Here is a 23,035-nt window from a genome sequence, read left to right as displayed (position 1 = left end):
ATTTTTAGATTTATATATTCTATGATCAATCCGGGTATCATTATTCGGTAATGAGCCTCAACTTCTTCGCTCCCACCCGTGCTTTCAGCCATGCGCTGATTTTCTCCTTCTCGGCAACTGATGGATGTTTGCCAAATTTCAAAACAGCCAGTGTCACTGTATCCGTTTTCATCGAGTCTACCCGTGTTTCCAGCGAGTGAGCGATAGAAAGCGAAGTGATGGAAGGATAAAGCACCTTCAATTCGGGCACTAAAGTACGTCCCATCGTATCGTACTCTTTATATTGAGCGAGGTTTTCTTCCAGTCGGGTAATCTTTTTCTGCTGTTCCTGCAGGCGTTGTTCGCTGTTTTTATAAAAGTCCTCCATTACCATGGCACGAATGGAAGAGACATCTACCGCCTCATTATTCATCCCTTGCAGTACAGTCAGCTTTGTTTCTTCCAGCTTGTATTCTTTCAGTTTGCTACGGGCAATGGATATCGAAGCATCCGGAACTTCGGGACCGATCAGAACTACTCGGATGTCTTTATGCTCATAACTGATCTTCTTATCAAGTACCTGCGTATTCTCAAAGTTCAACTGCTCATTGATAAACCGATTGGCTGCCGTCTCATAAAAAGTACTTTTAATGATGCCGAACGTCAGATAAACAGCCGGGCACATCGTCAGCACAACAATCAGAATGATGTATTTACGCACCATCTTCTCGCGTGCCTTATCCACAAATTCCTTACGCTGGAAGTGCATCACCCGCACACCGATGAAGGTAGCCAGACTGATAAATACGGAGTTGATAAAGTAGAGGTAGAAAGCACCCAGAAAATAAACCAGATTGCCCGATGCCAGGCCATAACCTGCCGTACAAAGGGGAGGCATCAACGCCGTAGCAATGGCAACTCCCGGAATCACATTTCCCTTCTCTTTGGTAGACAGGGCGACAACTCCCGCCAAACCACCGAAAAGTGCGATGAATACGTCATAAATCGTAGGCGAAGTACGCGCCAACAGCTCCGATTGTGCTTCGGCAATAGGAGTGAAAAGAAAGAAGATGGTTGCCGTCGTCACACTGAAAGCAGTCGTGATGAGGAAGCTCTTCAAAGAACGTTTCATCAACTCGAAATCATTCAAACCGACAGAAAGTCCGACACCCATGATAGGTCCCATCAACGGTGAAATCAACATGGCACCGATAATCACTGCCGTAGAGTTGACATTCAATCCCAGTGATGCCATAAAGATGGCAAAAATAAGAATCCACAAATTAGCTCCTTTGAATTCTACTCCTTTTCGGATAGAGTCAACGGTTTCCATTTCATTGTCTTTATCCTTTTTCAAGTCCAGGTATTCACCCAGGAACGACTTGATCGCAAACTTATTCCGTTCATCTGTCTTCATAGTCATTTCTTTTTTATAATCCGGTTAATAACAGGAATCTGACTCAGAGGCAGGTCCCGTTTGATAATATAAGCAATAAATAGTAGCAGAAGGACTGTGCGGAATGCAAGAAGCAAGACTGTATTATGAATCGGCGTCCATTCACCAATCAGATACAGAATAATAGCTAAGCCTACATAACAACCTATTCCACGCAGATCATAAGCAACAGGATATTTCTTCTGACCGACAAAATAAGAAAGCAACATAGCTATGGCATATCCGGTAAAACCCGCCCATGCGCAAGCTACATACCCATATACAGGGATCAGGAAGATATTCATCAGAACAACAGTCAGACAGGCTATAATGGAGAAATATGCCCCCCATCTGGTGTCATCCGTCAGTTTATACCAAAACGAGAGATTAAAATAAATCCCCATAAACATCTCCGCAATCATCACGATGGGAACTACCTTGAGTCCCTCCCAATAGTCTTCTGCTATGATATAACGTAAAATATCCAGATAAAACATGACTGCCAGGAAAGCCAGCAGCGTAAAGATGATGAAGAACTTCATTGCCTGCGCATAGATTCGCTTATTATCCTTATCCTTACTTTTGCCAAAGACAAAAGGCTCGTATGCGAAGCGGAAAGCCTGCGTGATCATTGCCATTATCATGGCTATCTTAGTAGCTGCACTGTAAATGCCCAACTGTACATCCGCTTCCACCTTATCGGGGTAGACAAAAGGAAAAATAATCTTGTCTCCAACCTGATTCACAATGCCTGCCACCCCTAATATCAGAATAGGGAATGAATAATATAACATCCGCTTCATCAGCAAACGGTCAGGACAATAGCGGAATTCACGGAATTCAGGTATCAGCCCGAGCATTACAACAAAAGAACAGATCAGATTAATAAGAAAGGCTACCCCTACGTCATCGCCTTTCATGACAACAAAATAAAGGATATTCAGCAAGATACTGACAAATATAAATAAGAGTTTCAGTCCGGCAAACTTGATAGGACGTTTCTTATAACGAAGATAAGCAAACGGAATAGCCTGAATGGCATCCATAGCCAGTACAATCAGCATCATGCCCAGATACCATGGATGTTCACTATACCCCATCAGCCCTGCAATAGGATTGAGGAAGACCAGACACAACAGCAAAAACAGGAGCGATACGCCCCCTACCATCAATAACGAAACAGAATATACCTTCTTCGGATCGTCATCTCCTTTATTGGCAAAACGGAAAAAGCCGGTTTCCATTCCGAAGGTTAGCACTACGAGCAATAACGCCACAATAGCATACATCTTGGTGATCACTCCATATCCTCCGGAAGCAGCAGGAAGTGAAAAAGTATAAATCGGTACCAGAAAATAGTTCAGAAACTTACCAATAATACTGCTGGCACCATAAATCGCAGTGTCCTTTGCCAATGACTTTAGTTCTGCCATGTTTATAAATGATTAGTGATAAGATGATTAGCAATACTTTCTCCATTGGGGCCGACTAAAAAGTCGGTAGTATCCGCATTCTCCTCCTTCGGGAAGGAGGAGTACCCACAGGGGGAGGTGGTAGGTATTTTACGCCTCTTCGCCACCTCTCTAATCTCCTCTACAATCTGTGATGGATTCTCAAACACTACCCTGTTTTCAAAACGAATCACCCAAATATCTTTCTCGTTAATAAGGAAACGGGCACGGGCATCAGCATAGTCCATAGCTTCTGATGTTGAATGCACTTCTCCATCCAATTCTATATCCAACCGAAGTTTCGGACAATAAAAATCAAGAATATAAGAGCCGACACTATGTTGCCGGCGAAACTTAAGTCCGTCAATTTGCTTATCCTTTATCAATTTCCAAAGAGTGGCCTCAGCTGAAGTACTACAGTTACGTAAGTTCTTGCGAGCTGATTTATTCTCAGGTTTATTCATTATATCTTGCATAAGATAGTTCCATTTTATGTATTTACCTACCATCCCGGCTTTCAGCCAGGGGGTGACTAAAAAGTCGATTCTATCTCTATTCTCCTCCTTCGGGAAGGAGGAGTGGTCGCAGACCGAGGTGGTAGGAGAAATAATGTTTGTTCCTATTTCTTTGTAAATGATAGATTTATGCATTCACCTACCACCTCCCCCTACGGGTACTCCTCCTTCCCGAAGGAGGAGATTTAAGATACTGCCGACTTTTTAGTCAGCCCTAATTGGAGATACTATTGACTGACTTATGAATCAAACTCTGTTTTGACTGTGTCAGACCAAACTATCAGTCATTAAACAAGGTTTTCTGACTGCTATAGAGGCTCCTTCCCAAATGCTTATAGGCAAGCTCCGTCACTTCACGTCCACGAGGAGTCCGTTTCATAAAACCTTCCTTGATCAGGAAAGGTTCATACACTTCCTCAATGGTGCCCGCATCTTCGCCCAAAGCGGTAGCAATGGTTGTCAGACCGACAGGACCGCCTTTAAACTTGTCTATGATGGTGCAAAGTATCTTGTTGTCTATCTCATCCAAACCATACTTGTCGATATTCAACGCTTCCAGCGCAAACTGAGCTATTTCCGTATCGATAGAGCCGGAACCTTTCACCTGCGCAAAATCGCGTACGCGACGAAGCAAAGCATTGGCAATACGGGGCGTACCACGACTTCGGGAAGCAATCTCCGATGCCGCCCGCACCGAACAAGGTACGTCCAGTATGGAAGCTGAACGCCGGATGATATTACTCAGAATATCATCGTCATAGTACTCTAAATGCAGATTAATACCAAAACGGGCACGAAGTGGAGCCGTCAGCAATCCGCTACGGGTGGTTGCACCGACCAGCGTAAACGGATTCAGGTCAATCTGAATGCTACGTGCCGAAGGTCCCTTATCAATCATGATATCTATCCGGTAATCTTCCATGGCCGAATAGAGATATTCCTCTACTACTGGCGATAAGCGGTGAATTTCATCGATAAAGAGCACGTCGTTCGGTTCGAGGCTGGTCAAAACTCCTGCCAGATCGCCCGGTTTGTCGAGCACCGGACCGGAGGTTACTTTAAAGCCTACTCCCAGTTCGTTAGCTATAATATTGGAAAGCGTTGTTTTACCCAATCCGGGAGGCCCGTGCAGCAGAACGTGGTCGAGCGCTTCGCCACGCAGACGTGCCGCCTTCACAAAGATGCGAAGGTTTTCCACCACCTTATCCTGCCCGCTAAAGTCTTCAAAGCTTAACGGACGGAGCGCATTTTCAAAATCCCGCTCCCGTGAAGTCAGCTGATGTTCGCGTATGTTAAAATCTTCTTGTTCCATTTTCTTCTTGAAATGTAGGAGACAAAGATAGAGAAATCCATTCATTTTCGATATAAGAAAGAATAATAAAAACCTCCGGCCATTATCCATTTCTCTTTTCCAAGAGGAATTATGAAGAATAAATCTCAAAATCGATGCGATGATAAGATGCCATTCAGTCTTCTTTCGGTGACTTCATTCCCTGATAACAAGGGGATCATTTTCAATATTACCAAAGCGCAATTATTCTCAAAGGCATGAGAAAAATTTCTCAATGCAATGAGAAAATATTCTCATAGGCATGAGTATTTTTTCTCACTGCGGTGAGAATTTTTTCTCATCACGGTGAGAATACTCTGAGAATATAGCAACCTGCATCTGGCTGTGTATAAATACAATAACAAGTAATTGCTTTCCGCTTTTCCCCTGCTATTTAATGACCATAAAAGCCTCTTCTTCCTAAAAATACCGTATTTACACATTCTTTTCTTAAGCAACGCATCATTCTATTGAAGAATAGAGTGAAAAAGTACACAAGCCCGGTTCCGGTCTTCTACTCTTTTGCCCGAAAACAATTAGTTTATTTAAAACGTAATAACTACTTTTGCACCATCTATATACACGCAATCGACTATGGTTCTAAATTATATCTGGATAGCATTCTTCGTTATCGCTTTCATTATCGCCCTGATAAAAGTAATTTTTCTGGGAGACACGGAGATATTTACAGCTATCATGAACTCAACTTTCGACTCTTCGAAAACCGCTTTCGAAATATCTCTGGGACTGACCGGAGTACTGGCCCTCTGGCTCGGTATCATGAAGATCGGAGAGAACAGCGGACTGATCAATGCACTCGCCCGCTTTCTGAGTCCGGTACTCTGCCGCCTGTTTCCGGACATTCCCAAAGGGCATCCGGTATTGGGTTCCATCTTCATGAATATGTCCGCCAATATGCTCGGGCTCGACAATGCCGCCACCCCATTGGGACTCAAAGCGATGAAAGAACTGCAGGAACTGAACCCGAAGAAAGATACGGCTTCCAATCCGATGATCATGTTTCTGGTTATCAATACTTCCGGCCTCATCATCATCCCGATCAGTATCATGGTATACCGTGCGCAGATGGGGGCTGCCCAGCCTACGGATGTGTTTATCCCTATCCTGCTGAGTACTTTTATCTCGACTCTGGTCGGTGTCATAGCCGTCAGTATCGCCCAGAAGATCAATCTGATCAACAAGCCTATCCTGATATTGATGGGCGTTATCTGCCTTTTCTTCTCCGGATTGATTTATCTGTTTCTGAATATTTCGCGTGAGGAAATGGGTACTTACTCTACGCTGATAGCAAATATTCTTCTGTTCGGGGTGATCATCCTGTTTATTCTGACAGGGGTCCGGAAGAAGATTAACGTATATGATTCTTTTGTAGAAGGGGCCAAAGAAGGCTTCACGACAGCCGTACGAATCATTCCGTACCTGGTTGCCTTCCTTGTAGGCATTGCCGTATTCCGTACTTCGGGAGCGATGGATTTCCTCGTGGGAGGCATTGGTTATGTAGTCGGTCTGTGCGGAGTGGATACCAGTTTTGTGGGAGCATTGCCGACAGCGCTGATGAAGTCTCTCAGCGGCAGCGGTGCCAATGGGCTGATGATTGACACGATGAAAGAGATGGGACCGGATTCGTTTGTAGGCCGAATGAGTTGCGTGGTACGCGGAGCTTCGGACACCACTTTCTATATCCTTGCCGTTTACTTCGGCAGCGTCGGAATCAGTAAAACCCGGAATGCAGTCACCTGCGGCTTGATTGCAGACTTCTCCGGTATTATAGCCGCCATCTTAATCAGTTATTTATTTTTCTTTTAAAGCATAGACTCAATTATGGCTGTAACTTATCAAACCGAAGGCGTCAAGATGCCTGATATCAAAAAACGGGAAACTACAGAATGGATAAAGAATGTAGCTGCCTCTTATGGAAAAAGACTCGGTGAAATCGCTTATATCTTCTGCTCCGATGAAAAGATTCTGGAGATAAACCGACAATATCTGCAACACGATTATTACACGGATATCATTACTTTTGATTATTGCCAGGGTGATCGTCTGTCGGGCGACCTGTTTATCAGTCTGGATACGATACGCACCAATGCCGAGCAATTCGGGGCAGCTTATGATGATGAACTACACCGGGTTATTATTCACGGTATTCTTCATCTCTGCGGTATCAATGACAAAGGTCCCGGAGAAAGGGAAATTATGGAAGAGGCGGAGAATAAGGCGTTGGCAATGCGATAGTCGGCGATTCAATAAAAGCCATTGACCAGATAAAATTAGCACCCCGCCACAATCACTGCGACGAGGTGCCCCCAAGTATCTAAGAGAGATAGTTATTGTTCCGTTAACGCTTGCTTTATTTTAAAGACAAGACTTTGATAATGTGCCCGGGTAGTAGCATCACCCGTATTTACTTTGCTTCGCAGCAAACTATAGCTATCCATTACCTTCTGATAAATAGCCGGATTCTTAACCATATCCACACTTCCGAGCGGGTTGAGTTCAAAGCCGGCTTTCGTCCAATCGACATTATCCGTAAGCAGTTGTTTCTCAACTTCATTCAAGTCTTTAAATGAGAATGGAGAAGATTTTTGTTTCAGCATCCCTCCTTCTTTCAACAACTTTTCCACATAAGTAATTTGCAGGTTACGGTCGTACATATTCAACCGGGCACCGGATATGGTTTTCTTCCACACAAAATCATAAATATCATCCATATACTCAGCAAAGGTATAAGCCTGTTTGGGATATAACTCCTCGTACAAAACAAGACTGGATGTAATGTATGTGAAGAACAAACGATTCATAATGATTGACTGCAAAGTACTTGGCGAATAAGTCGGACCGGTATACTCAATCACCTTCTTGTCAAGTACCCATTCGGGTAGTTCCATCATAGTTTCCATAATAAACTTCAATGCCTCCTTCTGTTCTGCTTTCGGCACAAAACGGATAACAGGCTTTTCGCTGTCCCGTCTCGGCTCATCAAAGTAAATTCCACCGATGGACACCATGGCATGCAGTAAGTAGCGTTGCATCTGCATAATCACTTCCTGATATGATTCCGTCAGGCGTTCATATTGATGATCATCTTCATAGGTCCATTCCGGCAGGTTTTTCATGATAAGTTTCAGATTCTTTAGGCCATATCTTCCTGCCTTCACAGCATTATCACCCAAATCCTCAGATTTACAAGAAGGATCGACCTCATTAATAAAAGGCTGCGGACCGTATTTGTACATCGGATCATTCTCTTTCTCTTTGATCCACTTGTTCAAAGTAGCTTTCTCCTCTTCAGGAGATGCCGCATCAAATATAGGTTTATATCCCCATTTGATGGCAAACTTATCATATACACCCAAAAGCGGAGGAGTCAGAGCAACTCCTTTGTCTTCCGGCTGAGCTACATAATTATAGCGCGTATAGTCCATGATGGACGGAGTGGTACCATACTTCTGAGTGAAAGTGGCCGAACGGAGCGAATCTACCGGATACGAATAAGATGCACCGAAGTTATGCATCAGTCCCAGGGTATGTCCGATCTCATGCGCTGCTACATAACGTAACGAGCTTCCCATCGTCTCGTCATCAAACACTGCCTTGCGTACTTTGGGGTCAACGGTAGCAGTCTGAACAAACCGCCAGTTATGCAACAACTTAATGATATTTGAATAAAACAAGACGTCGCCCTGAATGATTTCACCCGAACGAGGATCGGCACAGGAAGGTCCCATTGAATTTTGTATCGGAGTGGTAATCATTCGGTAGCAGCTATAACGAATATCATCCGGATCAAAGTTCGGATCATCCTTCGGATAGTCTTTCGCTACAATCGCATTCTTAAATCCTATTTCCTCAAACGCAACCTGCCAGTCTTCTATTCCTTTCTTTATGTAATCTCTCCACTTGTCGGGGATAGCAGTATCAACGTAATATACAATCGGCTTCTGAGGTTCCACCAACTCACCTTGCTTATAACGTTCCAAGTCTTCTGGTTTTGGTTGCAAATCCCATCGGTTGATGTAAGTAAGCTCTTGCAAACCATCTTTCTTTTCAGTATAAAACCGCTTGCTTTCATCAAAATAACCGATACGCGAGTCACCATAACGGGGACGCATAATTTCCTCCGGCAGCAAAATAATATTACGCGTCATGGTTACAGTGAACGGTCCTCCGTCAACAGTATAACTCATCAGCGTCTTGATGTTTATATTCAGCGGAAAACACTTCATTCCCAGAATAGTCGATTTGGAAGAAGCAAGACTTCCCTTCAGTGCTTTTCTCTTCATCAATACATCCATTATATTTTCCGAACGAAACGGGCTGAATTCGGGTACATCCGTTATGAAAAGCGAACTCATATCGATGACATATGCTGAAGAGTCCGGTGAAAGACTTTCTATCTTATATGCTTCCCAAATAGGGTCTGAGAAGTTGCGCTGAAAAGCAGCATACATATTGGAAGTAGTATCACACAAATTGCGCACCATCTTTTTGTGCATGTAGATTTTCTTTTTATCTGCCGAGAAAGTTACCAGTACCGGATTGCGTGGCATTTGTCCGGCAGCTATATCTTTATTGTTACTGGTACTCGATACTCTGGACGCAATCATAAAATCGCGTCCCATCAAGTCTTTAGGAATTTCGAAATAATACTTATCCTTAACGATGTGTACCTTAAACATGCCATCAATCGTCTTGGCTCCTTTCAGTAGTTTTTTGTATTCGGTCATACTACTCTTTGTGGAATCTTTTGCCGCCGGCTGCTCTGTTTCCGCTTTTGCTTTCTTCTTTTTCTTTTTAAAAATCTGACTTTCGGCATTAGCAGTTACCGCTCCGGCAGTTAATGCTCCTACAAGTAATAAGGTGAAAATTTTGTTCATATCATGTTGTTTTTAAGTTCTATAGTTCCAGTTTAGACAGATCGAATCCGTTTTCAAGCATAGCTTCCCGAATCACATCATACTTCTTCTTCATTACCGGATATTTATCGCAGATTTCCTGAATCTCGGCAGGAGTTTTCTCAAAGACGAAATTCATCCATTGCGCAAGGTCTTCACTCTTTAAAGGAGCATAAATGGAATTAAAATCCGGCCAATCTTCATCAATATAGGAATTCTCAGAATAAGTAATCACCCCATACTTATAAAAATCGATTTCATTAGGGTCCGTTCCTTTAAAACGATACCAGTTCGGGTCGTACAATTTCGGTTCAACTTCTTCACTAGCTTCATAAAAAGCATCTGAAATAGTAAACAATCCTCTGACTTCCGACATATACTTTGCCCAAAAGCTGGCATTCACATCTGCTCTGATTTTCACAAACTCCTCATCGGTCATTGTTTTCAAAGAAGATGATACATTACCTAAAGCTATAAAGCTGCTACTAGCATAGCAATTCATGATGGTTGTCTCACCATAAGAGGCCATCCGGACCTCTTCAGATAACAATATAGAAAAAGGCAAATTCTTCTTTAAAAAACTATCCGAGTACAAATTCAATAATACCTTTTGCAAAAACTCAATCCCTTCATCAATAATCTCCTGCTTTTGTTCGGGAGCAGTTATTTTAATTCCGTTATTCGCTGTAAAGTTGAATTTATAATCAGCCTCAGTCGGATTGGTTATAATCACAGTCTGATATTTCTGATAAAACTGGTATATAAAATGCTGTGTCGGATCTGACGGGTCATCTGTCAAAATGTTGTATTTATCCGGTTGCTCAGGAACGATTAACGCATCTTCATGATAACAAGAAGACATACCTGCCAACATACAAATTAATAATATAAGTTTCTTCATAATCGATCAATTATTAACAGGTTCACTATTCGGACGGTCGAATATTTCTATTTCCGTATTTCTCTCTCTTTCGCTCTTAGGAATCGGCAACACGTATGAGCCTTTCTCTTTCAGTTCGAAGACATCTCCTGCTCCCTCGTTCTCCTTTGAACTGTAAGTATGCGTAAGAGGAGGGCAGCCATATCTGCGCAAATCAAACCAGCGGAATCCTTCAAACGCCAGTTCTCTACGACGTTCCTTACGTACGGTTGCTACAATTCCGTCTTCATCAACAGCTAACGGCGGAGTTCCCGGTTTCATTCGATTTTCACGGAGCTCATTTAAGTCAGCAAGAGCCTTGTTCGTATTGCCAAGTTCAGCAAAAGCCTCAGCACGATTCAGATAAGCTTCCGAAATACGTAAGGCGTTGGCATAGACTGTAGCAGAATTTTTAGTCCACTTAATAGGTGTATAGACACTATACTGTTTGTTAGTAGGTCTGGTCTGGTTGCCGATTGTATTCTTGAAATAATTCGTAAGACGCAAATCATCTTCCGAATATAGCGCTAGTAAATCATCAGAAACCACCAAGTTCCCCGTATACCTGAAATCTTCTTTCATATGCGTCTCAAGTGATGTAAGTCCGTAGGATAACAAGATTTCTTTGTTAGCAAGAGAAAAGAAATAGTGGTCCTTTTTTTCCTGAAGTTTGTAAAGTGGCTGAGTCGCGACCTTAAAGACCGAGTCACAATAAAGAATGGTCTCATCATATTTCTCCTGAAAAAGGGCAATACGTGATGCCAATAGATAAGCACTCGGCAAGTTAGGACGGAAAATAGTTTTCTCGCCTCCTATAGCTTTAAAACACTGGATAGCCTTATTAATGTCTTCTTCCATTTGGGCATAAACAGCTGCATTCGTGGCCCGCTTCATCATCTTATCTGATAAGCCGATTTCTTTATTGAGCGGTACACATAAGTCTTCATTTGCCGTAGCAGGATGATAAGGCTTTCCATACAAATTAGCAAGCATAAAATACGAGAAAGCCCGCATAAAATAAGCTTCACCTGCTAAATCCTGACGCTCCATATCCGTCCCGTTCATGGTATAAAGCTGGTCCAGTATAATATTAGTCATCAATATCTTATGATAATAGACTGTCCATGCAACATCCGGCGTTAGTTCATTTGAAATTCCCACTTCCGGGTTTCCCTGCCACGTATAATATGCCCAAACATATTCTCTGAAATCATTAGAAATGACTTGTGGTCTGGTTCCATAGTAACATTGGTCTTTCACATCGTCTGTCATATATTCCAGATAAGGATGAGGTATGTCTTTTTCATTCGTTTTCATTACCTCACCGAAGAACAGTTCCTTGTAATCCTTCACCGATCTGGGTATCATCAAATCTTGTGAACTTTCTTCCAAAAAGTCACTGCACGACGATAATGTGCAGATAAGCAATATGATATATAAATTATACTTTTTCATCATCATTCATTATTAAAGAGTAATATTAAAGCGAAGTGAGTAAGAACGCTGCGGTGGTACACTTCTTGAACCAAATCCAATCTGTTCGGGGTCTCTGCCCTTCAGCGCTTTATCTTTAATGACAAATACATTACCCATATCAAAGCTGACACTTGCTCCTTTCAGATAGACAGGTTTCAACCATTCACGTTTAAAATCATAGCGAATAGACATCGAACGGCATCTGAGGAAACTGCCTGAAACTACACGGATATCACTCTTATTATACATATCCCATCCATTATCCGCAATACGATAGGTCACATCCTTATCGTTGATCTGCAAACTCTTATCCGATAAAACCGGTATAATGGTTCTGTCTTCATCACCCGGCTCTCTCCAACGATTCACAAATTCACTGGACATATTCTGGTCCGGATAAGGAAGCCGCTGTCCGGAGGACTCATACAAATCGTTCAAGCGCATTTTATTACCAAAGCTGAATGAGAATAACGCATTAAATGTAATATTCTTATATTTCAAATAAGTAGAGAATCCACCGGTCAGATCGGGTTCACGTTTTCCGGAAAGAACAAAAGCACGGTCATACATCTCCTGCAAAGAATGAACCACAGCATTTCCTTCTTCATCTTTCTCATTAATATCCTTAAATGTAGGAAAACCCTGATCATCCAGTTTATCAAATTTATAAGAATAGAAACTATTTATCGCATTGCCATTGCTCACTAATGTTCCTGCGATATAGTCTTGCCAAGTGATCGCTGAGTTCCCAGCATTCAACACTTTATTGTAGTTTTTACCTGTATTGAATGATAAACTCCACATCCAGTCCCGGGTCTGAATTGGAACAAAAGAAACAGCCAAATCCCAACCTTTATTCTCAACATCACCATCATTAATGGAGACACTTGACGCACCTGTAGAAGGAGCTACGTTTTTCGTAACCACCTGATCTACTCCCTTTTTATAATATACATCAAGCGATCCATAGATTCTGTTATTCCAGAATGCCCAGTCGATTGCAATATTATACGAATTGGTTTTTTCCCACTTCAGTTTATTATTCGGCAGCTTATACAATGTTGAAATATACTCCTGTGGCATTGATTCCAATGTCCCCAAACTAGCAATCAAGTTAGGGGTCTGATCCGGATGCACGTTACCTTGTATACCGTATGAGGCACGAATTGCCAGATCATTCAGGAAGTCGACGTTTTTCATAAACTTCTCATTGATGACATTCCATCGTGTAGACACTGACCATATCGGCAGAAAACGAACGCTCTTGCTCTGGCCGAACTTATTAGAACCGTCAGTACGTATATTGAAGTTCAGAATATAGCGACTGTCATAAACATAAGCAGCCGTAGCATATAATGAAATCACATTATTCTTTGTATCGGTCACCACATCCGGATGACTCTTTACCAAAGCACCGTATCTTTTCCAGACTGTCGGGTCAATATCAACAAACTTTTTACCTCTTTCGGGCAAATAACCATATTGTGTAGAGCTTAATCCGTCATATTTTGAAGATCTGACTTCTTGTCCGATGCTTCCGGAAACTTCATGTTTTCCGAAACTTTGCATCAAAGACAGGCTATTTCTCCATGTATAAGAAGTATTACGTGTATTGGTCGTCATCAACTCTCCTCCAAACGGAAGCAGACAATATCTTTCTGCAAATTCGGAATCTTCAATGGGATTCGGCAACATCTTCCCATAGGGACTTTGTCGCATAGAAGAAATATAATATGATTGTTCATCACCCCAGTTTTCTTGTGTCACGTTGCTTCTGGACAGTCCTAATATGGATGAAAACCTCATCCATGAAGCAACCTTCCAATCCAGATTGACAGCTACATCTATAGCGGAATTATCATTCTTGTTTCCTGTATGATTCAGTTCGTTCATGATATTGTAAGACAATACTCCGTTACGTCCAGCCTCATTCGCATAGAAATACAACTCATTAGAAGCTGTCCGAAGTGGAATAGCCCGTGAAGTATTATAAGCATACTCATACACATCAATGGAAGTATGAGGATGTTCGGCTTTGGAAAGCGAACCGCTAACCTTTAATCCCAAATGTATATTCCGGTTAATTCTGGTATTTATTTTAGCCAGTACGTTATAGCGCTCTAACCCTTCCCCTATCGTCACACTGTTATTATTCGCATATCCCATGGACATATAATAATTACTCCGGTCATTTCCACCTGTAATGGATACCGAATGCTGATGTGTAAATGCTGTACGGAACAGCAAGTCATACCAGTCGGTATTTAATCCTTTCAGGGTCTTCACCTGGTTTAAGAATTCCTGATAGGTAATATCCTTATTCCACAGATGTTGCAATGCCCCTTCATAGCCAATATCCGAAGGTTTGTAACTTCCGAAAGATAATCCCCTCTCCTGCATTTCGATAGACATATCAATTCTGTCGGCAGAATTCATCCGAAACATTTTATCGTAAGTAGGAGGAGCTGTTATCCCCAATGTAGCGGTATACGAGATACTCGGTTTCTGGCTTTTTCCTTGCTTGGTAGTGACCACAATAACTCCATTGGCCGCTTTGATACCATAGATAGCAGTAGCACTGGCATCTTTCAGAATATCCACACGTTCAATATCTTCCGGATTGACCGAACCGATGGCATTTCCGATCAGATTTATCTTATCCGGACTGTTCAGCTCCTCTGTAGAGATATTGACAGGTTCTTCCAGAATAATTCCATCGACTACCCATACCGGTTCTCTATTTCCTGTAATAGAAGAAGATCCCCTGATTCTGATCTTAGGAGCAGCTCCCGGAGTAGATGACATATTCATCACGGCAACACCCGGCAGGCGTCCCTGCAGCATTTTGTCGATAGACAGATACTCTCCACCAATCAGATCAGCTCCCTTTATAGAGGATATAGAGCTTGCCAACTTGCGTCTGTCAATCTCCTGATAACCTGTTACTACAACTTCATCGATTGACTTTACATCCGATTTCATCACGATTGTCATAGGTTTAGTACCGGCAACTTTTACTTCCTGTACAATCATTCCCAAATACGAGACAATCAGGACAGGCTCTTTCTGATGGAACAAATTAATAGAAAACTTACCTTCATTATCAGTTATCGTCGAATGCTCCGTTTTAGAGAGTTTTATATAAGCTCCCGGCAAGGGCAACCCTCCCTCATCAACCACAACGCCCGTAGCCGTGCGGACATTCTCTTTAGGTTGCTGATATACAATGGTTACAATATTTCCTTCTATCTCATAACTGTATCCGGTATTTGCCAGCACTTTGTTCAGCACCTCACTAATAGGCTGACTATTGCTCTGAATAGTGATACGAGGCATATTCTTCACTTGCTCCGTACTATAAATAAAGTTCAGGCCAGTCTGTACTTTTACAGCATCAAAAAATTCTTTAACTGTTGCAGATTTAAGATCTAAGGATACCCTCATTGCATTAGATTGCGATGCAGCCAACACCGGTGTAAACAACAAGGAAATAATACAGAGAAACATGATAATGCGTTCTCGAGCTCTCTTTTTTTGCATGTCGTCCTCCTTTTTTAATAGTAGTTAATATGTTTATTTCTTTATAATTATGGTCTTCCCCTGTATTTCCATTTCCAGATGAGTCACCCGCTGTATCGCTTTCAATATGGGCTCTATTGAGCCGTAGCGATCAATATCTCCTGTAAAACGTATCTTCTTGGTATCTTCCGATTCGAATACGATATCTTTGTTGTACCAACGTGATATTACATTCATCAGACTCTCCAAAGAACAGTTATCAAAAACAAAGCGTCCACTGTTCCATGCGATATACGGTTCGATATCCACTACGCTAATTTGTACATCTTGCGTATCAGCCTGAAGAACCGCCAATTCCCCCGGTTTTATTTTATATTCCCCTCCCTGATTAGGAAGCACACTTACAGAACCTTTCACCAGCACTACTTTCGTTATTCCGGGCACATGTGTATTTACATTGAAAGTTGTCCCGTACTGCTTGACCACTCCATTCGCCGTAATGACACGGAAAGGACGCTTGCTATCCTTGGCTACCTGAAAATAAGCCTCCCCATCCAAATAGACCGTGCGAGTGGTAGTACCAAAATGTGGTGGATATTTCAACGTCGTATTATAATTCAGATGCACTCTGGTTCCGTCTTCGAACGTCATCCAGAATTCACTGTCATCATAAGTACTCAACTTATTATTTTCTACAACAGGAACCTCTTCCGATTCATTCATATCAGTCTTAGGGACAGACGGCTGAGCAACAGGAACCTGTTCCACCGAATCCTGTAACGGCTTAGCAGGCACTGATTTTAAATCCATCTTCTGTCCATTTGCCAAAACCAGCGTTGCCTTTTGTTTACCCATCTTCTCCGACCGGATCATAGCAATACGAACTTCATCCGAAATCACCGGCTGAGAATCCATCAGCCGCAAAGTCCAAAACCATATTGCAAAACCAATTATCGGCAATAAGAAAATTGCAGCATAGCGTCCTATTTTGATCCAACGAGCAGAACGAATAGAGAAATGCTTTTTCTGAAACCTTTCCCAAGCACGTGCCTCATCTACCTGGGCAAACTGTTTATACCTGTCAATCAAACAAGCCTCACGCATCAGACGATCATAGTTCTCTCTATTTTCTTGAGAACTATCAAGCCATGACTGCAACTGTTTTTTATCTTCTTCCGAAGCGTATCCCAACAACTGATCATGGATAATAGAATTTATACTTCTTTTACGCTTTATCATATTATTTCAGGTTATTTATAGTAAAGACGACTAAGAAGAAAAAATGAGGGACAGGATTCTGAAGTTTTTTTATTCAAAAGATACTTTATTTAGTTAGAAGACCGTTCTTTTTGTACAATAATCAAGAAAAACAACGAACATTTTGTTCATTGCAAACAGGTGTTAACAAGTAAAGCAGATTGAGTGTTATACTTCTTTTTAGAGAAATAACATTTGTAATAATAGAAAATGATAGGAGCCTAGTTTTTTTCTAAGGAAGGACATTGCTCTCTTCTTTTGAGTCTTCACAGTTTCAAGAGAAACATGGAGTGCAGTGGCAATCTCCTCGTTCTTCTTGCCTTCCATATACATCAAAAAAACTTCCCTGCATCGATCCGGCAGCGCATCAATTGTCTGAAGAAGCTGGCGATAGACTTCTTCACTAAAGAAGCCCTCTTCCTCCTCTTCCATCCTAAATGTAGTGGAATGACTATCAAGCATCTTCTGAAGATAGTTGCCTTCCACATCCTTATGTTTCAAATAATCCAAGGAAGCATTTCTGACAGAGTTATACAGATAAACCCTGAATGAAGCCAGAGACCGGAAAAACATCTTTTTCTCCCAAATAGTGGAGAATAACTCCTGGACAATATCTTCTGCAGATTCTGAATCTCCGACAATTGTTATTGCATAGCAAACCAATGCTTTATAATAGTTCTTATAAAGCAGTCGGAAAGCAGCCGCATCCAACTTATTAATTTGTTCTATGGAAATCTCATTGTTAGTCATTTCGGGAGTTTTGCGCCAAAAATACAAATTAAATAATAATGTTCTATACAGAAAGACTGATATTTTTCTTTCGGACAATCTAGTTGTATGGTACTTTCCAAAAGATATCCGCCTATAAAAGATTCACCCGGATTTACATTCGACAATGTAAACCCGGGTGAAAAATGCTCAATATTGCATAGAAGAAATCTTTAAAAACATCTCTTACAATATTGTTTTCATAGAGACAAATTAATTAAGAGAGAGTTTATGTAATAGAGATTTATTCAATTTCCGTTGCTTTATTGATGCGGTAGATCAACAGGTCATAATGAGAACGATCTGCCTCAGGAGCCGTCGAAATTGCTTTCTTGAGCATGTCTTTCGTACGCATCAACAAGTCAAAATAGTAAGCAGCTATTTTTGTCTGGTTGGTATAGATCGGCGGAATTGAAGAGAAGCCTGCTACTTCTTCTGCATTCTGCAATGAATGCATCTTCATATCCACCTTTCCGCCATTTCTCAAAGCAGCCAGATTGATCTCCGGTTTGCCTGTAGCCGCAAATCCTGTTTTTGAGGCTTTGAAACTACCAATAGGCGCAGTTGCTGTCGATGTTGAAATAATACTTTCCAGAAACGCTGTCTGCAGTGCTCTATCGAAATTCTCCAACGGACGATGCTTCAAGACACCTTCCCAAACTATTCCATAGATATCATCCAGATATTCCGAAGCAGTATATGCTGCATCCGGGAAGCGTTCTGTACAAACCTCAACATAAGGCAGACGTCCGAAAATACCATTAAAGATATCCAAACGTAAACGGTCAGCCTTCTTATCTGAAATTTCAAATTCATTCAAATGAGCGGTATCGTCCACCCAATCCAGATTCTTTGCCAGTTCCAATGCCTTGCTCAAAGCTGCTTTCTGTTTCTCACGATCTACCATTGAATAACTTGGTATCGCATCCTTCTCGCGAATATCATTCAAATAAATACCGCCAATATAACTCAGTATTGCATAAATACGCCCGCTCAGTCTTTCACTAAGGGCAGAGTGTACACGTCTGCGCATTAAAAAATCACGGTCTTCCTTGGCAAACCAACTATAATAGTTCTCAAATCCTTTGCGGACATTGGGAAGCATATAGTCGAATGATTTCAAATGGTCATCTCCCAAACTTCCGCGACTATTACGAGGATCAGAATCAAAACGTGACTGATTACGTATATAAGCATAATATGGATCTCCCGTATGTTCACGAATCCAGCTATCCAATGTCTCTTTTTCTTCCTGTAATGAAGAAGCATAGATAGGTTGATATAAATATTTAATCACCAGTTCGTCATATGGACCAGGCTTTGTATTAACCAGACACACTCCATTACGAACATCCTCCTCCGTAGCTACGTCATTAATGATTACGCCTCCCATAACAGAAGAAGCTAGACCATACTTTTGAGTAAAGCTTGCCGAACGCAACGAATCCACCGGATAAGCACAGGAAGCTCCCCAGTTCATTGTTAGTCCCAGTCCGGTTCCTACAGCCTGAGCAATAGCAGCCTGAATCAACTCACCCTGTATCTCCTGCGGGAAAACAGTAGTACGCACACGAGGATCAATAGCAACAGTGGCCCCTATACGGTCAGCATACTGAACACTGATCATATTTGCATTAATCAGAATAGACGCGTTCAATATTTCACCGGTACGTGTATCTGAGTGTATCGTTGTCTGTGCCGAATTCAGCCAAGACGCCGAATAACGTATTGTCATACAGTCAAAGCTGTTTGCATTGAACAATGTGTCATTCTTCGGGAATTCTTTCACACAAATAACATCTTTAAAGCCGATCTTCTCAAATGCCTTATTCCATGATTCCGCACCAGCCTTGATATACGGATTCCATTTGACAGGCATCAGACTGTCGATATAGAACACCAGTTGTTTGACTGGCCGAACCAGCTCGCCACGGCGATAGGCAGCAGAGTCGGAAGGCTCGATACGCCAGCGTTTTGCATAGCGTATACTCTTTACTTCCTGAGTTGCCCCAGAATAATCACTTTTCAATTGTGTAGTCAATCCCAAACGTGAGTCAGCCAGGCGAGGAGTCATCGGCTCCTCGGGCAGAATACAAAGCATTTTAGTGACGACCGCTGTCAACGGTACGTCTTTGTACATATTGTATGCTCCCATCAGCGTATGGTCGACAGTATATGACAACTCTTCACGTACACTTATATGATTTTCTGAAGCCGATACACCCAAAATAGCAGATTTATCCGATTGCAGAGAATGATCGCGCGACACGAATCCATAGTATCCGTTAGCCGATGTCGAAGGGAAAGGTTTGGTAAAAGCAGATCCCTCCAAAAATAATCCCTTCATATCTACCACAAGTGCAGAACTATCCGGAGTGCAAGCCAATACCTTAAAGCTTTTGAAAATACCCGGATTATGCGCATTGTCCAACGCACGTGCGATATAAGCATCACCACTGGTATTTACCGGCTTACTCAATAAAGGCATACGTGCCACAAGAGTTGAATCGATCATCTCAAAACGGAAACGTACGTCGGTACCCCCTAACTGTCCGGGAGCTCCTTCACCACCGTCACTCGTATTTTCAATAGAAGAAGCAAACAGCATCTCACGGCCTAACATGGCAACCGGGAACTCCACATACACTTTCCCTTCCACCTTATGAATAGTCATCAGCCCGTGTGCTGTCTGAACTTTCTTATTCTTGAACAGCTTCTGATATGGTGTCAGATTTTCCTTCTTATCTTCTTTTTTCTTCTTTTTAAAAGGCCAGAAAGCATTTCCTTCCTGTGGCAGGCAACATGCAAAAAGAAGCAATAAACAAAGTATCTTACTATATCTATTTCTCATACTTCCTATCATTTTAATGCCTGGTCAATTTTGTACAACAATAAGCGGTAGTGGCGTTGTGTATCAGCCGAACCGGTAGAAGCACTCGCTGCAACCAGACTACGAACCTTCTTCAACTCACCGTAGTATATATGTTCCATCGGTTCGATCGGTGCTTTCAGATCTACATCATCATCAAATCCACTGATTTCCTCCAAACGGGCAGCCTGCATCTCACGAGGCTTGTTATTAAAACATCCCATAAATTCCTCCGAGATGATTCCGAAACGTTCGCGCGAAGCAGCTTTCAGCCATTCGGGCACTTCAATGTGAGCATACATATCTGCGATACCTTTACGGGTAGCATTCTTTGCAACCCCTGCAACCGAACCTTCAATCAGCTTCGTCAGATAATTCATCTGCAAACGCATTTCTGTTTCTGTCAAGGTTCTTCCGGCACGGGTAGGAGCCCATACAAAACGTTCTATATCGGCAAGATATTCTTTCTGGGTATAAGGAGCTGATGTCGCCTTACCCGAACAGATAGCCACCGCACCACAACGAGACAAGATACCATCAATAATTGCATCTTCCATCTGCATGGCCACAGAAGTACGAATAGGGAATTCTTTCAGAGTTTCACGTGCATCCAGCCACGAAAGGTCCTTCAGTTCATTCAATAAGAAATTCAGAGCCTTTTTTTGTTGTTGCTTCGATACAGTTTTAAAGCTTGGACGCTGATCACCGTCATAGCGTTCGTTCAGATAAATACCACCGATATCTCCCAAAACGAAAGTCAAATAACGTACGTAAGCATATACAATTTCGTCATAAACAGCCGTGCGGAACTCAAAATCCTTATCCTTATCCGCTACCCAATGATTGATATGCTTTAGCAGATATTGCAAGTTGCGACGTCCATATTCAGAAGCTTTCACCGGGTCATCTCCCAAGTCTTCCTCTACTGAACTTGGGTCAAAACGACGTCTGAACTGTTGTTTACCATAGCGATATTTAACATCTCCAGACTTCTCACTGATCCATTTATCCAAGATAGGAACTTCTTCCTCTGCCGTTTTAGCCTCAAAGATCGGTGAATACAACCAGGCGATAGCGTAATAATCATACGCTCCCAGTTCCGGAGGAGTCAAACGCACGCCTCTCTCTTTATCACCCGGTTGAGCAATATAATTGTTACGGGCATAGTCCATAATAGAGTAAGTCGTACCAAACTCCTGAGTAAACTTCGGATCACGCAAAGATTCCACAGGGATAGAAGAAGAACCTGCCATATTGTGCATCAATGACAATGTGTGTCCTACCTCATGCGAGAGCACATAAGCGATACAATCTCCCAGTAAGTCTTCACGCAAAACAACATCACGCACTTCCTCATCAGCAGGGGCAGTCTGTAAGAAGCGCCAGTACTGAACCAACTGCACAATATTGTGGAATACCGTAACAGATGCATTAATGATTTCTCCGGAACGCGGATCTATCCAAGAAGGTCCCATCGCATTGGCCACTGTTGACGGAGCATAACGTATACAGGAATATTTGATATTCTCCGGATCGAAGTTCGGATCATCTTTCGGGAAATCTTTTGCAATGATGGCATTCTTAAAACCAATCTTTTCAAACGCTTTCTGCCATACTTCAACTCCTTTATGAATATATTTATTCCAACTCAACGGAAAAGTATCATCAATGTAGAAAACAATAGGTTTCTTCGGTTCTACCAGTTCGCCACGGAGATAGGCTGCTGAATCCGATGGCTCCAGATTCCATCTGTGAGCAATATGACGGGTGCGCAACCCACGACCTTCGGAAGCAAATTCTACTACAGAGTGTTCAAAAATACCAATACGTGGATCAGCATAACGGGGACGCATTGGTTGTTCAGGCAACAGAATGAAGCTACGATTCATAACCGCAGTAAACGGCATTTTCTTCACTGCATAATTTCCCTTCATACCCACGCTGATTTTGTAGGTCAGTAAAGAACGTATACTCACATTATCCTCAAAGCCTTTGACTCCCTGAATAAATGAGCTTTCCTTCTCAAAATCCTTACTAATATCGGCTCCCATCATCTCCATCATTGAATATGGTGAGAACGGAGAAAGGTTCTTTTTATCGCTCAGCAGATAGTCTGTCATATCAAATACAACTGCTGTACTATCGTTATTATATGCTTTGATCTCGAATGTTTCAGCGATTGCCGGCATGGTACTGCTTACCAAGCGCTTCTTGATTTCACGATCTTCAGAGAACTGCCCTGCCTGTACACGACGCAATGTAATAGTTGAGTCGCGTTGCACAAAACGAATCAGAAAAGGATCACCTGACTTCTCTCCTACACAGCCGAACTGGTTATCGGTCGTTTCCACGATGGTAGAACCAAGTAGAATATCCCGATTCATCACCTTAATCGGCAATTCAAAGTAAATTTTATTGTCCAACTTGTGAAGAGTAATGAAACCTTTAGCCGTGGTGACTTTCTTGTCTTTAAACAGTTTGTCGTACTTGGTTTCCTTCTTCTCTTTCTTTGTAGTCGCTTCGGTGGAAGCTTTCTTCTTGTTTTTCTTCTTAGCCACAGCGGGGCTGATCATCGCCCCACATAGTGCAACCAGAAGAAGT

14 protein-coding genes are annotated in these 23,035 nt (G+C 42.1%); 2 read left to right on the top strand and 12 right to left on the bottom strand.

What is annotated here, in order from left to right; all coding sequences use genetic code 11:
* Nucleotides 1–40: 40 nt before the first annotated feature.
* The 4 genes from ACHLI0_RS14010 to ruvB form a co-directional block, all read right to left on the bottom strand.
* The gene (locus tag ACHLI0_RS14010) at nucleotides 41–1,396 is read right to left on the bottom strand and encodes a TIGR00341 family protein (RefSeq protein ID WP_008762895.1); all 1,356 of its coding nucleotides are present in this window, start codon (nucleotides 1,394–1,396) and stop codon (nucleotides 41–43) included.
* A gap of 2 nt (nucleotides 1,397–1,398) precedes the next feature.
* Nucleotides 1,399–2,847: a lipopolysaccharide biosynthesis protein gene (locus tag ACHLI0_RS14005; protein ID WP_413555382.1), complete on the bottom strand. Its 1,449-nt coding sequence runs from the start codon at nucleotides 2,845–2,847 to the stop codon at nucleotides 1,399–1,401.
* Between the two features lie 2 nt (nucleotides 2,848–2,849).
* On the bottom strand, nucleotides 2,850–3,515 hold the full coding sequence (locus ACHLI0_RS14000; protein ID WP_490749406.1) for an endonuclease domain-containing protein: 666 nt from the start codon (nucleotides 3,513–3,515) through the stop codon (nucleotides 2,850–2,852).
* Nucleotides 3,516–3,660: 145 nt separating this feature from the next.
* A complete protein-coding gene (ruvB, locus tag ACHLI0_RS13995) occupies nucleotides 3,661–4,692 on the bottom strand; it encodes a Holliday junction branch migration DNA helicase RuvB (RefSeq protein WP_008762892.1) in 1,032 nt (343 codons plus the stop codon).
* A gap of 612 nt (nucleotides 4,693–5,304) precedes the next feature.
* Here ruvB and ACHLI0_RS13990 point away from each other — a divergent pair.
* The gene (locus ACHLI0_RS13990) at nucleotides 5,305–6,537 is read left to right on the top strand and encodes a nucleoside recognition domain-containing protein (protein ID WP_008762891.1); all 1,233 of its coding nucleotides are present in this window, start codon (nucleotides 5,305–5,307) and stop codon (nucleotides 6,535–6,537) included.
* A 15-nt stretch (nucleotides 6,538–6,552) separates the two neighbouring features.
* Nucleotides 6,553–6,966 carry an rRNA maturation RNase YbeY gene (gene ybeY, locus ACHLI0_RS13985; RefSeq protein WP_413555384.1) on the top strand — a complete coding sequence of 138 codons (414 nt, stop codon included), beginning with the start codon at nucleotides 6,553–6,555 and terminating at the stop codon, nucleotides 6,964–6,966.
* 92 nt (nucleotides 6,967–7,058) lie between these two features.
* Here the strand turns inward: ybeY and ACHLI0_RS13980 are convergent, their stop codons facing one another.
* The 8 genes from ACHLI0_RS13980 to ACHLI0_RS13945 form a co-directional block, all read right to left on the bottom strand.
* Nucleotides 7,059–9,608, bottom strand: coding sequence for a zinc-dependent metalloprotease (locus ACHLI0_RS13980; RefSeq protein WP_055219217.1), 2,550 nt, complete (start codon nucleotides 9,606–9,608; stop codon nucleotides 7,059–7,061).
* A gap of 19 nt (nucleotides 9,609–9,627) precedes the next feature.
* Nucleotides 9,628–10,527 (bottom strand): hypothetical protein, encoded by a 900-nt coding sequence (locus ACHLI0_RS13975; RefSeq protein WP_008762888.1) that lies wholly within the window; start codon nucleotides 10,525–10,527, stop codon nucleotides 9,628–9,630.
* A 6-nt stretch (nucleotides 10,528–10,533) separates the two neighbouring features.
* Nucleotides 10,534–12,000 (bottom strand): RagB/SusD family nutrient uptake outer membrane protein, encoded by a 1,467-nt coding sequence (locus ACHLI0_RS13970; RefSeq protein WP_008767503.1) that lies wholly within the window; start codon nucleotides 11,998–12,000, stop codon nucleotides 10,534–10,536.
* 12 nt (nucleotides 12,001–12,012) lie between these two features.
* Nucleotides 12,013–15,561: a TonB-dependent receptor gene (locus ACHLI0_RS13965; protein WP_008767502.1), complete on the bottom strand. Its 3,549-nt coding sequence runs from the start codon at nucleotides 15,559–15,561 to the stop codon at nucleotides 12,013–12,015.
* A 33-nt stretch (nucleotides 15,562–15,594) separates the two neighbouring features.
* The gene (locus ACHLI0_RS13960) at nucleotides 15,595–16,779 is read right to left on the bottom strand and encodes a FecR domain-containing protein (protein ID WP_074857592.1); all 1,185 of its coding nucleotides are present in this window, start codon (nucleotides 16,777–16,779) and stop codon (nucleotides 15,595–15,597) included.
* Between the two features lie 198 nt (nucleotides 16,780–16,977).
* Nucleotides 16,978–17,547: an RNA polymerase sigma-70 factor gene (locus tag ACHLI0_RS13955; protein WP_055219211.1), complete on the bottom strand. Its 570-nt coding sequence runs from the start codon at nucleotides 17,545–17,547 to the stop codon at nucleotides 16,978–16,980.
* 262 nt (nucleotides 17,548–17,809) lie between these two features.
* A complete protein-coding gene (locus ACHLI0_RS13950) occupies nucleotides 17,810–20,416 on the bottom strand; it encodes a zinc-dependent metalloprotease (protein ID WP_490749405.1) in 2,607 nt (868 codons plus the stop codon).
* Nucleotides 20,417–20,424: 8 nt separating this feature from the next.
* Nucleotides 20,425–23,007 (bottom strand): zinc-dependent metalloprotease, encoded by a 2,583-nt coding sequence (locus tag ACHLI0_RS13945; RefSeq protein ID WP_490749587.1) that lies wholly within the window; start codon nucleotides 23,005–23,007, stop codon nucleotides 20,425–20,427.
* Nucleotides 23,008–23,035: the final 28 nt, after the last annotated feature.

This window comes from Bacteroides sp. RCH18 (genome assembly GCF_058231005.1).
The sequence above is the reverse complement of the archived record's forward strand: the minus strand, read 5'-3'. Positions and strand labels throughout refer to the sequence as shown.

Coding starts and splice junctions, on each gene's coding strand:
- ACHLI0_RS14010 (WP_008762895.1), bottom strand. CDS start 1,396: ATGAAGACAGATGAACGGAATAAGTTTGCGATCAAGTCGTTCCTGGGT.
- ACHLI0_RS14005 (WP_413555382.1), bottom strand. CDS start 2,847: ATGGCAGAACTAAAGTCATTGGCAAAGGACACTGCGATTTATGGTGCC.
- ACHLI0_RS14000 (WP_490749406.1), bottom strand. CDS start 3,515: ATGCATAAATCTATCATTTACAAAGAAATAGGAACAAACATTATTTCT.
- ruvB (WP_008762892.1), bottom strand. CDS start 4,692: ATGGAACAAGAAGATTTTAACATACGCGAACATCAGCTGACTTCACGG.
- ACHLI0_RS13990 (WP_008762891.1), top strand. CDS start 5,305: ATGGTTCTAAATTATATCTGGATAGCATTCTTCGTTATCGCTTTCATT.
- ybeY (WP_413555384.1), top strand. CDS start 6,553: ATGGCTGTAACTTATCAAACCGAAGGCGTCAAGATGCCTGATATCAAA.
- ACHLI0_RS13980 (WP_055219217.1), bottom strand. CDS start 9,608: ATGAACAAAATTTTCACCTTATTACTTGTAGGAGCATTAACTGCCGGA.
- ACHLI0_RS13975 (WP_008762888.1), bottom strand. CDS start 10,527: ATGAAGAAACTTATATTATTAATTTGTATGTTGGCAGGTATGTCTTCT.
- ACHLI0_RS13970 (WP_008767503.1), bottom strand. CDS start 12,000: ATGAAAAAGTATAATTTATATATCATATTGCTTATCTGCACATTATCG.
- ACHLI0_RS13965 (WP_008767502.1), bottom strand. CDS start 15,561: ATGCAAAAAAAGAGAGCTCGAGAACGCATTATCATGTTTCTCTGTATT.
- ACHLI0_RS13960 (WP_074857592.1), bottom strand. CDS start 16,779: ATGATAAAGCGTAAAAGAAGTATAAATTCTATTATCCATGATCAGTTG.
- ACHLI0_RS13955 (WP_055219211.1), bottom strand. CDS start 17,547: ATGACTAACAATGAGATTTCCATAGAACAAATTAATAAGTTGGATGCG.
- ACHLI0_RS13950 (WP_490749405.1), bottom strand. CDS start 20,416: ATGAGAAATAGATATAGTAAGATACTTTGTTTATTGCTTCTTTTTGCA.
- ACHLI0_RS13945 (WP_490749587.1), bottom strand. CDS start 23,007: ATGATCAGCCCCGCTGTGGCTAAGAAGAAAAACAAGAAGAAAGCTTCC.